This window comes from Cytobacillus sp. EB106-05-05-XG126 (assembly GCF_058791715.1).
On sequence record NZ_JBYTDU010000006.1, the window covers coordinates 108,018 to 121,930 of the forward strand.

17 protein-coding genes and 1 other annotated feature are annotated in these 13,913 nt (G+C 40.0%); of the genes, 8 read left to right on the forward strand and 9 right to left on the reverse strand.

Annotation, left to right across the window (positions count from 1 at the left end):
• Positions 1-156: 156 nt before the first annotated feature.
• Both AC3WTL_RS17790 and AC3WTL_RS17795 read right to left on the reverse strand, forming a co-directional pair.
• Positions 157-387: a hypothetical protein gene (locus AC3WTL_RS17790; protein ID WP_197214103.1), complete on the reverse strand. Its 231-nt coding sequence runs from the start codon at positions 385-387 to the stop codon at positions 157-159.
• A gap of 10 nt (positions 388-397) precedes the next feature.
• Entirely contained in the window at positions 398-793 is a 396-nt protein-coding gene (locus AC3WTL_RS17795) for a hypothetical protein (protein WP_226619678.1), read from the reverse strand.
• 180 nt (positions 794-973) lie between these two features.
• Here AC3WTL_RS17795 and AC3WTL_RS17800 point away from each other — a divergent pair, with 180 nt between their 5' ends.
• Complete coding sequence (locus tag AC3WTL_RS17800) at positions 974-1,450, forward strand: VanZ family protein (protein WP_197214102.1); 477 nt, start codon at positions 974-976, stop codon at positions 1,448-1,450.
• Positions 1,451-1,487: 37 nt separating this feature from the next.
• Here the strand turns inward: AC3WTL_RS17800 and AC3WTL_RS17805 are convergent, their stop codons facing one another.
• Positions 1,488-2,939, reverse strand: a complete 1,452-nt coding sequence (locus AC3WTL_RS17805; RefSeq protein WP_492369832.1) for a serine hydrolase domain-containing protein — start codon at positions 2,937-2,939, stop codon at positions 1,488-1,490.
• Positions 2,940-3,381: 442 nt separating this feature from the next.
• Between AC3WTL_RS17805 and AC3WTL_RS17810 the strand changes: the two genes are divergently transcribed.
• A complete protein-coding gene (locus AC3WTL_RS17810; protein WP_248349242.1) occupies positions 3,382-3,993 on the forward strand; it encodes a cupin domain-containing protein in 612 nt (203 codons plus the stop codon).
• A gap of 151 nt (positions 3,994-4,144) precedes the next feature.
• Here AC3WTL_RS17810 and AC3WTL_RS17815 read toward each other — a convergent pair whose 3' ends face one another.
• The 3 genes from AC3WTL_RS17815 to AC3WTL_RS17825 form a co-directional block, all read right to left on the reverse strand.
• Entirely contained in the window at positions 4,145-4,375 is a 231-nt protein-coding gene (locus tag AC3WTL_RS17815; protein ID WP_252220713.1) for a hypothetical protein, read from the reverse strand.
• 194 nt (positions 4,376-4,569) lie between these two features.
• The gene (locus AC3WTL_RS17820) at positions 4,570-4,986 is read right to left on the reverse strand and encodes an RDD family protein (protein ID WP_248349243.1); all 417 of its coding nucleotides are present in this window, start codon (positions 4,984-4,986) and stop codon (positions 4,570-4,572) included.
• A 19-nt stretch (positions 4,987-5,005) separates the two neighbouring features.
• Entirely contained in the window at positions 5,006-5,161 is a 156-nt protein-coding gene (locus AC3WTL_RS17825; protein WP_492369833.1) for a hypothetical protein, read from the reverse strand.
• Between the two features lie 346 nt (positions 5,162-5,507).
• Here AC3WTL_RS17825 and AC3WTL_RS17830 point away from each other — a divergent pair, with 346 nt between their 5' ends.
• Positions 5,508-5,963, forward strand: coding sequence for a YusW family protein (locus AC3WTL_RS17830; RefSeq protein ID WP_252220711.1), 456 nt, complete (start codon positions 5,508-5,510; stop codon positions 5,961-5,963).
• A gap of 141 nt (positions 5,964-6,104) precedes the next feature.
• Here AC3WTL_RS17830 and AC3WTL_RS17835 read toward each other — a convergent pair whose 3' ends face one another.
• Complete coding sequence (locus AC3WTL_RS17835; RefSeq protein WP_252220710.1) at positions 6,105-6,812, reverse strand: DNA alkylation repair protein; 708 nt, start codon at positions 6,810-6,812, stop codon at positions 6,105-6,107.
• 648 nt (positions 6,813-7,460) lie between these two features.
• On the opposite strand from AC3WTL_RS17835, the gene AC3WTL_RS17840 reads away from it, so the two are divergent.
• The 3 genes from AC3WTL_RS17840 to AC3WTL_RS17850 all read left to right on the forward strand — a co-directional run bounded on the left by AC3WTL_RS17840 (position 7,461) and on the right by AC3WTL_RS17850 (position 10,140).
• Positions 7,461-7,715, forward strand: a complete 255-nt coding sequence (locus AC3WTL_RS17840) for a YiaA/YiaB family inner membrane protein (RefSeq protein ID WP_009335475.1) — start codon at positions 7,461-7,463, stop codon at positions 7,713-7,715.
• A gap of 102 nt (positions 7,716-7,817) precedes the next feature.
• Positions 7,818-8,025 (forward strand) — a binding site (T-box leader).
• A 91-nt stretch (positions 8,026-8,116) separates the two neighbouring features.
• Entirely contained in the window at positions 8,117-9,847 is a 1,731-nt protein-coding gene (locus AC3WTL_RS17845; RefSeq protein ID WP_252220708.1) for an aromatic amino acid hydroxylase, read from the forward strand.
• On the forward strand, positions 9,844-10,140 hold the full coding sequence (locus tag AC3WTL_RS17850; RefSeq protein WP_248349246.1) for a 4a-hydroxytetrahydrobiopterin dehydratase: 297 nt from the start codon (positions 9,844-9,846) through the stop codon (positions 10,138-10,140). Before AC3WTL_RS17845 ends, AC3WTL_RS17850 begins: the two co-directional genes overlap by 4 nt.
• Before the next feature lie 235 nt (positions 10,141-10,375).
• Here the strand turns inward: AC3WTL_RS17850 and AC3WTL_RS17855 are convergent, their stop codons facing one another.
• Positions 10,376-11,503 carry a bifunctional cystathionine gamma-lyase/homocysteine desulfhydrase gene (locus tag AC3WTL_RS17855; RefSeq protein ID WP_248349248.1) on the reverse strand — a complete coding sequence of 376 codons (1,128 nt, stop codon included), beginning with the start codon at positions 11,501-11,503 and terminating at the stop codon, positions 10,376-10,378.
• Positions 11,500-12,426 carry a PLP-dependent cysteine synthase family protein gene (locus AC3WTL_RS17860; RefSeq protein ID WP_252220706.1) on the reverse strand — a complete coding sequence of 309 codons (927 nt, stop codon included), beginning with the start codon at positions 12,424-12,426 and terminating at the stop codon, positions 11,500-11,502. Before AC3WTL_RS17860 ends, AC3WTL_RS17855 begins: the two co-directional genes overlap by 4 nt.
• Positions 12,427-12,673: 247 nt before the next feature.
• On the opposite strand from AC3WTL_RS17860, the gene AC3WTL_RS17865 reads away from it, so the two are divergent.
• Together AC3WTL_RS17865 and AC3WTL_RS17870 are read left to right on the forward strand one after the other, a co-directional pair.
• On the forward strand, positions 12,674-13,309 hold the full coding sequence (locus AC3WTL_RS17865) for a class I SAM-dependent DNA methyltransferase (RefSeq protein WP_248349252.1): 636 nt from the start codon (positions 12,674-12,676) through the stop codon (positions 13,307-13,309).
• A 161-nt stretch (positions 13,310-13,470) separates the two neighbouring features.
• Positions 13,471-13,899, forward strand: coding sequence for a MarR family winged helix-turn-helix transcriptional regulator (locus AC3WTL_RS17870; protein ID WP_163139541.1), 429 nt, complete (start codon positions 13,471-13,473; stop codon positions 13,897-13,899).
• The last annotated feature ends 14 nt before the right edge of the window (positions 13,900-13,913 follow it).

Sequence of the window (13,913 nt, forward strand, 5' to 3'; positions counted from 1 at the left end):
TTCTTTTACATTTTAATAAACTGCTATATCTAAATAATATCGCAAAAGGGCCAACAATTAACCATCCAATTAAATATAAAATTCACCATCCACTTTCACCATATAAAAAAATGCCGCTCCCAGCTTATATTAGGCACGGCTTAATAATCTTGAATTCTACTTATCAGGCATAGTAAAGACTGCTAAACCATTTCCTCCATGCTCTAATTTCTTATGAATTTGTTCAACCACTTCCAATGCTCTTACATGAGAATCATATTCCCCCAGCACTCTGCTCCAATATACAAAAAAACTTCTGCTGATTATTCCTTCCACAGCTTTCCCTTTAACGGTTATTTCCTTCACATTGACTAAGCTTCTCTTATTTTGCGTCTTAACCCAAAGCATTCATTTCCTCCTAATGGCTCCTTTTTAAATCTATAAAACTCACCTTTTCACCTGATGTTCCCCTTTCCTTCCAAACAATGAAAAAAAGAAGTTCATCTTTCTGGTCATAATAACCGCAGTCACTGCACGACCAATAATAGCTTCCATTTTTATCGAAATCTGGATAGCTCCCTTCATAACCATTTGGGAAAACTCTATAATCTGCTCGCTCAATGGTGCCTGTCCCTGTATAGCGAATCTTAATTGAGTGACTTCCTTCAAGCCCAGTCAGCTTAGCATTAATTTCAATCGACCAATCCCCGTTTTCACCCGTATAATCAACTGTTTTGGTTTTTAACAGTACTTCATAAATTGTAAAAATCAAGACTATGACTAAACATAGCCATATATGTTTCTTTTTCATCATGAACACCTCTGTATAAGAGATGTCCCCAGCTGCCAAAATATGATACTTAATCTACAGAGGCGATTTCATTAAATGCTCCCAGAATCCTTTATATTATAATAGCTGACAGTTAGTTTTTTGAGTAAAATATGGAAAAATTATGTTATTATTATCAAATACTATTTTTAAGCGGTGATATTTATGAAGAAAATAATAAGATTGATCATGGGAATTAGCTTTCTTTCTTACTTATGTGCCTTAACAGTATTACTCTTCTTTATATCGAGAGGATTCTGGTCAGACATGCAGTTAATCGAATATATGAAGCAATCCTCAAACCTTGTCCCCTTTAAAACCATTAATGGGTATATATTGGCTATTTCCAATGGAAGCATGAATTTAATCATTCCTATAAAAAATCTTGCCGGCAACGTGGCTGCATTTTTGCCAATGGGAATTTTCCTGCCCTATTTTATTAAAAGGCTAAACAGACTTAAGTCATTTACAATTACCATGACTGTCATGATCCTTAGTGTGGAAATTATACAGCTGGTCACAAGAAGAGGCAGTTTGGATATTGATGACTTTATTCTAAATATGATCGGAGCGTTAATAGGGTTTGGCTTATGGGAAGCGATGACAAACCGGAAAGTGAGAAAAAATGCAGTGAACGTATAATAAATGCCTGTCTAACTGGTTTAGACAGGCATTTTCATCACCATGTTTTTTTAAGAATTAATCTAAACAGCAGCAGCCCATTTATGGCCATCACAATTACTGCCAATATCGTTAAAAAGGCAATATCAGGTGCAAAGACAGAGATGGAATGCCAAGGAGAAGATGTGGTAAATATGAAAAGAGGAATTAACGATGCTGACAGGCCAATAAATAGCAAACCTAAGAAAAGTCCTGTTCCCTTTTTAAAATATTTCCGGGTTCTGAAACTTGTCCCTAAAAATATTGAAAGTATAACCAGCAGAATGATACATCCCAGCATAATGAATTGTATGGTCAGACTTTGTTTAGGTACTTTTTCAGGCTCATCGTCATTTAGTAGACTAATAATATGATTCTTCAGGTAGTAAAGTCCATCCTCCTCTAATATATGATTCTTATTTGTCAGAATCACACCGCCCCAGCTGGTTCCCGGAATATAAAAGACTTCTGCATGCGAATCAGGGGTAGAACCAGAATGCCAGATCATTTCTTTTGGAGTATCCGGGTTGGATATGCGGATTCCTAGACCATAATAACGGTCTTCTCCTGTTTGGACCTGCGGTGTCTTAAATAAATCCAAAGTTTTATCACTGATAAAATGATCCGGCCCTTTCCCGCTCAATAATTTTACAAATTGGATCATATCTGCAGAACTGGCAGTAATGTATCCGTATGGTGCCCCGGCGTTATCATAGGCTACGGAACTTTTCACCGGAAATCCAAACCAGGATTGATAACCTCTAAGGTAGCCCTTCTCATAAGCTCCCTCTTTATCAGCCGCAGCATATTTCATCCCTAAGGGCTCAAAAATCTGCTGTTCCATGTACTCGGCATAGGACATTCCTGTCAATTCTTCAATCATCGCACCCAAGATTAAGAAATTGGCATTGCTGTATTGATGCTTTTCACCAGGTGTAGCAGTCAGTTCAACTTTTGCCAGTTTCTTGACTTGATGCTTAATAGCCTTACTGCCTGTTAACTCTTTATCAGATAGGGCAAGCCCGTCATAGGTGCTGAACCCGCTTGTCTGCGCGAGCAATTGCTCCACTGTGATTTCGCCCGCTTTCCCATTGTTCCGTTTCAACCACGGAAGATATTCTTGAATGCTGGCATCCAGGCGGATGGTTCCATTATCAGCTAATTTCATAATGGCCATTCCCGTTAATGATTTGCTTATGGAGCCAATCGTAAAAGGAGTTTGTTCTGTAACCTCCTCCGTTGATTCTCCAGTAACTCCCCATGATTTTGAAAAAAATAGTTCATTATTATGGACGAGGGCAACTGAAGCGCCTGGAACCTGATAGTCTTCCAGGTAATCCTTAATTGCCTTTTCAATTTTTGCTTCGATGTTTTCTTCAGCTGAAGCCGAATTTTCAGGCAAATAACTAAAAGAAGTGAACAAGAAAAGAACCAATATTATTTTTAATAAACTGGACGGCAAGACTGCCATATAACCTCTCCTTCTACCAATGGTCTTAACCAACGGAGTGTCCCGTTGTTGGGATGCTAAAAAATATCTATAGGCACATTCCCTTTCTCGATTTCATCTTACCTGTAAATGGAAATGTCTATAATGAGCCTCAGCTTTATTTTCAAATAGGACTTGAGGCGTAATAGAAGATCGGACTATTTTCATCAAGATGGATATCATGGAAAAGTGTATGTTAATGCAGATTAATGAAGGGTACACACGGGGCAGGCAAAAAAATAACAAAGACTGCAGCTCTTAGGATGATTTAACATTTCATCCCAGCTTGCAAACCTCACTGCTTTTTTTCTTCATTTATTGCTCTCCTTTTTCAAACACAACCGTTATTCAGGTACATGCACTGATGGTGGGCATATGCATACTTTATCTGAGACATTTATTTTCTCAAAAGGACTGAACAGCAATGGTTAAATATTTGGATTACACCTCTCCGTCTTTAAATTACTTTTTCGATGTGAATAATAGCAATCTGATGAAAAAAGATAACCGAAACTTAATAAATGTATTGGGCATTCAACAATTAAACACGCTGGAAGATGTCTCGCTTCTGGACATCTATCTAAGCAAAAATAATGTAATAGAACCGCATTATCACCAAAACGCTGCTGAATTGGTTTATTGTATATCGGGTGCAGCGACGGTTTCATTGCTTAATCCATTTACAAAGCAAATCCAGAATTATTACATTACACCTGGGCAAGTAGCCAATGTCCCTCAGGGATGGTGGCATTATGAGGTAGCTAATACCGACGGCACTCATCTGCTGGCCATCTTTAATGCGCCAACGCCGGAGGTTATCTTAGGATCTGACATTCTCAAGTTAACTCCTTCAAATGTAATGGCGCACACTTATTGTATGGATGAAAAGCAATGGAAAAAGGCGGTTGCACCTGTCCAGCCTTCAACCTTTATCGGCCCGAGAAAAGACTGCAGCAGAAATGCTCACAGCCCTGACCCAAACCAGCAATATCAATACACCCAGCAATATTCCCCCCAGCAAATGTATTTTTATTAGGGACTTCCATGGCATGGATAGTACCATGCCTGTCTTCTTAGGTCTTCAGCATGTACAAGCCTTCCACTTTTATTCCAACCTGGACCGGCGCCATAATCAAACAAGAAAAAGAGCTACCGATAAGGATCGCTGACATAAGAATTTCGAGTAATTAATTATAATAATTATGAAACGACCAAACAATAAGGGTAATACTCACTATTCCCCAAGCTGTGGTACCTACTATCCACCAAACTATGAACCTAGCTTTTATTGAAACCTCCTCACTCTCCATATTTGTTTTTATAAAAGCAATATCATTTTTTATATTTTTCTTCTTATATATGATAAAAACAAATCCGATTATAATGAAGGCGATCGTTACCCAAAGTGATAAGTCCATCTTTTGTAACTCCTTAGTTTTTTTGCAAATTGTATTCTATATAAACACTATTATAGATTTTTGCTGAAAACCTCAATAATTAAGGAAAATGACGTGTGCCAATTCACACGTCATTCTTTATGCCATAAATAAAGCACCCGAAAACGAATGTTGCAGACAGGCTTATTCATTGCCTTTTTCCGAGGAATAACATCCTATACCTGTTCTCTGCTGACATAAGTTCCGGCAATCAGATCATGAACCGCCCTCTTGTCTTCTCTAAAAATAATCATAAACATACTGACCAGTGTTGATATACCAAACGTCACATTAGACAATAGAAATTTACCCACAATTTCTCTTAGAACCATCGTTTTCAACGTTAAGCCTTCTTCATCTATCCTTCTAACCTTAATCTTAAAAATGCGCTTTCCAATGATATAACCGGTCCAGACAAGGGGAACGAGTGTTAAATAGATAGTATAGATGATCGGCCAGGTCCATCCCATCATCCAGGTAAATGGGGAATCTCCCTCTATCAGAAAGAACACCGTTGAAATGGGTATTGTAAGTATTAGAGCATCAACAATATCCGCTGCAAATCTTATGCCAAATCCGGCCTGTTTCTCCATTCATCTATCTCCTTCTCTATTAAAAAAATGCAACAGTTGCATGATAAGCAATCACAATCAGTATGGGGCTCCAAACTGCAAAAGCAAATTCCATTATATGTTCATTAGAATGGCCTGCAAATCTTCTGATCATATACCCTCTGTATCCGCCTATAACCATTATAAGTAACGCCATCCAAAGATGCTTGCCAATATGCATCCAAAAAGAAATACAACGAAGATTAACGACTCTATTACCGTTTGCTGTTTGTTAAACCTTTTTGTATACTCCCGCTTCTTTGGGATATTAAACTTCCATTTCAGCAGCCTTTCCAGCCAAAAAGCACTGCCTATTAAAAGGAAATATATGAAAATGGCTATCCAATACACTTCATTTCCCCATTTCATCTGTGTGTGATGCCAATTGGTTACCCTCCTGACCATTTCCTTATTATACCAAAATATCCCTCAGATTAATTAACAGATTGGTTCAGTAAAATTTTGGGTACATTAAAATCAACATCGTGACCAAGGAGGACTTTATGAAACTGAAACTTATAATCTCGGCATTTCTATCTGTATTATTGCTTACGGCCTGCAATAATGACAAAGTAGAAAATCCGCCTGAAAATGCACCTGCTGAAAACCAAAATAATGAAACATCCAATGAGGCTGCATTTAATTTTACGAATTTCGATCTTGAGGTGGAGTACAAAGATAATATAACCATTGATTTGGATTATGAAAATGAAAAAAACGGAATGGAAGCCGCATATCAGGATGACCTTGCTGATCAGAATTTAACTTCGGATGAAGCCATGGAGAAGCTGACTCCAATTTTTGAGGGGCTGTCGTTCGATCAAAATACAGAAGATCAAGAGGTCATTAACCAGGTAAAGGATGCATTTTCAGTAGAGGACAATTACCAAAAAATTGAATTGGAAATAAAATTCCCAGATGGAACGGAAAAAGAATATTCAGAAACGAAAACTCAATAAAAATCAAATGAGCTCAGAAGCATTGCCTTTTGAGCTCATTTAACGTGCCTCAGCTATCCCAGGTCACTTTAGCACTCAACTAAATCTGCTGCATTAGTTTATTGCGGTGAATTTTCCCCAGTCTTTTGTTCAAAGCTATTCTCAACATATACAAGTCTTCCGCTTGATTCCAACCCGGCCTTTCGATTCGACCTTCTCAATATATTCCTTGGCCAAAGGCACTTTGCAGGCTGTGTTTCCGACATCCACATGCACTTTTCCGATATGCGCAGCAACATTATTCGCTTCCTCATTCAGCTCCGGTACATAAGAGCCCACAGAGATGACAAAGCCGTTCATTACATATCGTACTCTGTTTTTTTCTTCATGAATGGTATTATTAACTTGTGTCAATAATGCTCTTATCTCACTGACATCAAGCTCGTCATCAGGTGTGACTGATATATAATTAGAATACGTGCTCCAGCCGCAGACCGAAACCATTTCATCCTCAGATTTGATCCACTCCCGGGCCAAATCAAGAGCATGCTCACTTTCCGCAGCTACCTGGGCCACTGTATACTCCGCAGCCATGTACCAATATGCCTTTTCAGCCCATTCCTGTAAAGTCTCTTTTGTCATTAGCTTTGGATTGACAGACAGCCCTGCCAGATACATCGCATCATGATTTCCTGATTCATATAATTGAAGTGCCAGCTCATGATCCTTCTTTACAAACTTCACCAGCTTTTTTAAATCTCCAACTCTCACACCAAAAAAAGGCTCCTTCGCCCCGTGATTTTTGAAAGTCTTCTTCGTCTGCTCTGTACCAAGCTCTTCAAGCTTTTTCATGATTTCTTCGTAAGTCATATTCTCTCTCCCTTTCAAATAGCTACCTCTACATTATTGACCTTGATCATTAACCTTAAGCCGAAATTTGAATGATTCTCAGGTAACAGATGTCACAGTTGCTGGACAAATGGGCATCACAGTATTCATCCTTATTACCCTCACCGTAGTATTCAGCAAAATATTAAAATCTTTATTTCCCCACAAAATAGTCTCTCAACTCTCCTTGAGTGGCTCTTTCAACAGGAGGTTCCGTTAATGTATAGGCTTTAGCATTTAATTCAGCAAACTCTCATCTTCCTGCAAACATAAGCCGTTAACAAAAAATATTCCACTTGCTATCAACAGTAAAAGTAAATTCAAAATCAGCCGTGGCTCATACATTAGCTAACAAATCTGTACCTCCCTCCAGCCAATATTAAAATCAAACTTTAGTCTCTTTCTTTATTTAAACTTTTTCACACAAACATTTCACCTTAAATATATAAATTTTCAATAAAAATCAAAAACAGTAAAAAACACCCATAAATTTATGTTGCGTATTTTTACAAAAAAGGGTAATTTTATATAATATAGAATAAATTGTTACATCTGTTGTATTGGATTGTAGACTTACATCTTCAAGGAGAGAACGAGAAAATATGTTAAGAAAAAAGGGGATTAAAACATATGCAAAAGTATAGAAGGAGAAACACGCCAGCTTTTACATTTTTAGCATACTTTACACTGATTGCCGGCGTTGGGCTGTTTCTGATCGGACTTTACAATGCTGATATGGAGCTTAATGAAAAAGGGTACTACATTGCCGTCATGCTTCTGGTGGCGGTTGGGTCCATTCTGACTCAGAAGGTGACACGGGACAATGCCGAAGATGCGGAAATCATGGCAGAGCAGGAGCGCAGATCAGCTAAAATTGAGCAATAATACACAAGCTCAGAAAGGCTTCTGGGCTTTTTCTTTTGATAAAAATAAAAAGATGTTGACTTTAACACTTAAAAGCGTTTAAGATATAAAGCATCCTAATACTTAAATGCTTTGAAGGAATTAAAGTAGTGGTACCCTCCCTGTTGCAGAGAGCTGGTGGTGCTGAAAACCAGTACAAAGGAGATCACGAATTACGTTTCTGGAGCTTCTTATTTCTTTTCTGAAATAAGACGGTTTAGCCGTTATTCTGTGAAGTGGTAAGTTCTATACTTACAATCAGGGTGGTACCGCGAATAAATTCGTCCCTGCTGAATGAAAATTCAGCAGGGATTTTTTATACACAAATACTTTCGCACTTAAAAGCGTTTAAGCATAAAAACTAATAAAAGGAGACATACCAAATGAAGAAATCGATACCCCTGCACTTACGTCCATTTACAGCCCAGCAGCATTACAATGCTTACAGCCCCATTGACCATGCGGTTTGGAGGTATGTGATGAGGCAAAACCATCATTTCCTTGAAGACATCGCCCATGATGCATTCACTTCAGGTCTGAAGTCATCCGGCATTTCCATCGACAGCATTCCACGGGTAAGTGAAATGAACGATCATTTAGATAAAATCGGCTGGGGAGCAGTCATTGTCGACGGATTGATTCCCGGCACAGCATTTTTTGATTTTCAAGCGCATGGCATCCTTCCAATTGCAACGGATATACGCCAGAAGACCAATATCGAATACACACCCGCTCCTGACATTCTCCATGAAGCGGCGGGGCATGCGCCGATTTTATTTGATGAAACCTACTCAGAGTTTGTTAAATTAATAGGGAATATCGGAGCTAACGCTTTTGCGACAAAAGAAGAACATGAGGTGTTTGAGGCAACCAGGCATTTATCGATTGTCATGGAAAGTCCAGCCTCAACTGAAGAAGAAATTGAAGCAGCCAAACAGCGATTAAAGGAAAAACAGCTGCATGTAAAAGGACTTTCTGAAGCTGAGCAAATCTCCCGGATTTTCTGGTGGACGGTCGAATTTGGCCTGATTGGCGAGCTGCAAAAGCCCAAGATCTTTGGTGCAGGACTGCTGTCATCTGTGGGCGAAAGCAAACATTGCCTGTCCGATCAGGTGATGAAACGCCGGTTCACAATTGAAGATGCTATTAACACCAGCTATGACGTTACATCTATGCAGTCCCAGCTATTTGTTTGCGAAAGCTTTGAACAATTGATAGAGGAAGTGACGAGATTCGGCGAGTCGATGGCCTTCAGGCAAGGCGGAACAGCGGCTATCGAAAAAGCGATCGCTTCAAGTCAGGTTGCGCACATCGAACTCAATTCAGGCATTCAAATTACTGGTCTTTTCACCGATATCATGAAGGATGCAGAAGGTGAAGCCATCTATGTCAAAACGACAGGTCCGAGTGCCCTTTCGATTCAAAATGAACAAATTAATCATCATGGTCCTGATATTCACCATGACGGCTTTGGAGCGCCGATCGGAAAATTGGCTGGAGACATTAGGCTGGAAAATCAAACTGAACAGAGCCTGAAAAAACTTGGCATCGAGATCAATAAAATGATGCAAATCACCTTCGAAAGCGGAGTAGAAATTTCCGGCCATGTGACGAATCTTTTATTTAATCATGATTCCCTTGTTTTAATATCACTTGAAGAATGTCTCGTCAAAAAGGGAGATGAAATCTTGTTCCACCCCACTTGGGGCACCTATGATTTAGCTGTGGGCAGTCGAATTGTTTCCGCACGTCCAATCGCAGCGGATTACGCTGCATATCACGGTGAATCTTTTATGAATGAAGAAAGCCCAAAAGAAGGAACAGCCCTAACCCCTCTGGAAGAATTATATGCGGAAGTAAGACAAATCCGGGAAACGAATTTCCCTCAGGATGTCCTTCTTCACAGTGTTATCGGAAAAATTCTCGATGAGTTCCCGGAAGAATGGCTGCTTCAGCTGGAAGTTCTGGAACTGCTTGAAAAGCATGACAAAGAATCGCCTTTGAAAAAACTGCTTCTGAACCAGCTTGAAAAGTTAAGTAAGGAAGAACGCTATGTCCGCCTGATTCAAAACGGACTCGATGTCATCTTTGATTGGAGGCATGTCACAGTATGACAAAAATAAGTGAAGAAGAAATAGCCCTGAAACTCTCCAAGCTGCCGGACTGGAAAAGAAAAGACAGCAAATGGATTGAACGGCGCTATCGCTTCAAAGAATATTTAGACGGTATCGCCTTCGTAAATAAAATTGCATCTCTTGCTGAAAACGAAAACCATCATCCTTTTATCGCCATTCAATACAAAATGGTGATCGTCTCCCTCACTACCTGGAGTGAAAATGGGCTGACAGGTCTGGATTTTAAGCTAGCCCGGCAGATAGATGATGTTTACCTTGCAGACCATAATTAAGAAAATAAGTGCCTGTTGAAGATGACGGGCACTTACTTTTCCATTGCATCAAGTGGATTTTCATATTCCCGTACAAGAAATTTCTATGCCTAGAACACTCCAAAGCCTAACATCATACATTAAAGCAAAGTTGTTAGCAGGTCACTAATAAAGTCAGAAAAGCGTTAAGAGGTTAATCATTCTCATAAAAAAATACTCAAGCCCCATTTAGATTTTAAACTAAATGGGCTTTTCCTTATAGTGCCGACTGCAAATCCTCAATTAAGTCTTCGGCATCCTCCAGGCCAACTGAAATCCGAACCAGGCCATCTGTAATTCCCAGTTCCAGACGGCGTTCTCTCGGTATCGATGCATGCGTCATTTTGGCTGGAAGGGAAATCAGGCTTTCAACTGCGCCCAAACTTTCTGCCAGGGTAAAGTATCTTACTTTTTTCAGCAACTCTTCTGCCTTTTCACCGGTTCCGGCATCAAAGGAAATCATTCCGCCAAAGCCCCGTGCCTGCTTCGAGTGAATATCATGGCCTTTATGATCTTTAAATCCTGGATAATAAACCTTTGAAACCTGCGGATGATCGGCAAGAAAATGTGCCACCCTTTTCGCATTTTCTTCAATTTCCTCCATCCGAATGGCCAGTGTCCGAATCCCCCTGATTAATAGCCAGCTATCCTGAGGCCCCAAAACCGCACCGATTGAATTTTGAATAAAGTGAATATCTGCTGCAAGCTGTTCGGAATTCACCACAACCAGCCCAGCAACCACATCACTATGTCCGCCTATATATTTGGTGGCACTATGCAAGACAATATCAGCTCCCAGTTCAATTGGATTCTGCCAGTAAGGTGTACTGAAGGTGTTATCCACAATCATAAGCAAATTCTTGGATTTGGCCAGCTTGGAGATTCCAGCCAAGTCTGTAATCTTCAGCAATGGATTCGTTGGCGTCTCAACATAGATTGCCTTTGTATTCTCCTTTATCGCCGCCTCTACAGCAGCCAAATCACTTGTATCGACAAAGGTTACATCTACATTATATTTCGTCAAAACCTTTGTCACTAATCGATAGGACCCGCCATACACATCATCAGTGAAAATAACATGATCTCCTGTTGAAAATAAGTGCATTACAGAAGAAATAGCCGCCATGCCGGAACCGAAAGCAAAGCCTCGGTATCCGCCTTCCAGATCCTTTATTAGTTCCTCAAGAGCATGCCTGGTCGGATTCCCTGTTCTTGCGTACTCATAAACAAAATTGCCCACACCATCTTGTTTAAACGTACTGGCATGGTGGACAGGTATGGAGACGGCACCTGTATGTTCATCTCTGGAGATGCCCCCGTGAATCATTTGTGTTTTCTTTCTCATTGTTCATCCTCCTCATAAATAGATTTACTTAAATACCGCTCACTGCTGTCAGGAAAAATGGTGAGAATATTCGTGCCAGGCGGAGCATTTTCAGCTTCTCTCAGTACTGCTTCGAAAGCCGCTCCTGACGAACTTCCAACTAAGTATCCTTGAAGCAATGCCAGCTCCTTTACTCGTTTGAAGGCATCTTTATCTGAGATGGTATGAATGGCGTCAAATAAGCCTATTTCCATATACGGGGGCAAAAACTCCATCCCGATTCCCTCGGTTCGATGCGGTCCTGCCTTTCCGCCATTTAAAATGGAGCCTTCAGGTTCAACGATAACTGTCTTTATCTTTGGATTCTTTTCTTTAAGATATCTGGCGCAGCCCATGAACGTACCGCCAGTCCCTGCTCCAGCTGCAAAAATATCAATCTTCCCATCTAACTCTTCGTAGATCTCAGGTCCCAATGTTTCATAATACGTTAGCGGGTTATTCTCATTGCTGAATTGCTGAGGACTATAGGAATTAGGAATCTTCTTCAGCAGTTCCTTTGCCTTCTTAATAGCACCTTCCATGCCTTCTTCAGTTGGCGTATTAACCACTTCTGCCCCTAACGCCTTCATTAGTTCCTGCTTTTCAATGCTGAATCTTTGAGGTACAACACAAATGATTTTGATCTTCTTTCCTATAGCAGCCAGCGCTAAGCCGATCCCTGTATTCCCTGCAGTCGGTTCAATTACAGCGCCGTCTTCCGGGAGAAGTCCATCCTTAATCGCTGTCTGAATCAGCTTCTGTCCTAACCGGTCCTTTACACTGCCGCCCGGGTTAAAATATTCAAGCTTTGCAAAAACATTTACTCCTTGCGGAATAGCATAGTGTTTGATTTTCACAAGAGGGGTATGCCCAATCAGTTCTTTCACGTTGCTGTAATAATTCATCGTCAGCACCTCTGTTTTTCAGATGAATGGTTTCTTTTTTTTCATTGCGTTTTTTGGATATTATTACGATCTTTTTAATTCTTATTATTCCTACTTGTATAGTATGTTTTAAGCTTATTTTTGTTAATTATCAACTAAAAAATCAGCTGGCATCTGAGAATTAAGGCAGATTGCAAAGTTGCCAAGTGAGACATCAATTCATACTATACCAATAAGCATTATATGAATTAGAAGGAGTGATTTTACAATGGGACGTGAATTTGTAGAGTTGTTTGACCATTGGGCAGAATCCTATGATGAGACTGTGGCCGGTAAAGACCTTGAATATCAGGAGGTGTTTATGAATTATGAACAGATTCTTCATAAAGTAGCCGATCTTGTTCATGGGAATGTAGTGGAATTCGGTACAGGTACAGGCAACTTAACTCAAATGCTCCTGGAGAAAGGCTGTTCAGTAGTCGGAGTTGAACCTTCTGCTGCCATGAGGAAAATAGCAAGCAAAAAAATGCCTCATCTCACAATATTGGATGGTGACTTCTTAAGCTTTGAATTGAATGGCCCTATAGATGCTTTCGTCAGCACCTACGCATTCCATCATTTAGAAGACAGCGAAAAAGCCAATGCCATCTCTAAATACAGCACCCTCCTTACAACTGGCGGAAAAGTTGTTTTTGCCGATACTGTCTTTCGCAGCAAGGACGAAAAAGAGATTTTTATCCAGGAAGCTAAAAACAAACACTACCTCAGCCTGGCGCAAGACCTGGAAACAGAATACTATACAACCATCCCCATATTAGAAAGCATGTTTCATTCCAATGGATTCTCTGCTGAGTTTAAGCAGCAAAATCGATATGTGTGGCTGATAGATGCAGAGAAACTTTAGGAAAACGGATCTCAATGACTGAAAACCCTGCTGATCCATAAACTATTCAGCAGGATTTTCTCTGCTTTAAGCATCCAGTTTGACTTATAAAATATTTTGCAGTATATTAATTGACGTATCAATCATTGACCTATCAATTATCTAAAAAGGCGGGGGATGCTGTGTTTAAATGTTCTAAGCAAGAAGAATTAATTGCTGCCCGGCTGTTTGAGCTCAATAAGCAGACAATGCCGAAGTTTGAACGCTGTACAGGCATCAGCCAGTCACGGCTTGAGATTCTCCGGGAGCTTTTTGAAGCGGAAGAAATTACACAGCGGGAACTTCAGAAAAAAGTAAATATCGATCATGCTGCTGTCACGAGGCATCTAAAACAGCTTGAAGAAAAAGGCATGGTGATACGCAGGAAAAACCCTGCAGATAACCGTTTTACTTATGTCAGCCTGACAGAGGAAGGCAAAACGAAGATTGCTGCTTACTGTGAAGAAAAGCAGCGGTTTATTTCCAAAATCCTGAACGGCTTTTCGGAGCTTGAGCGAAGCACACTATTAAATATGCTCACTCGCATCCAGGAAAATGTAGATAATCTTTAATATTTTCATCCAGA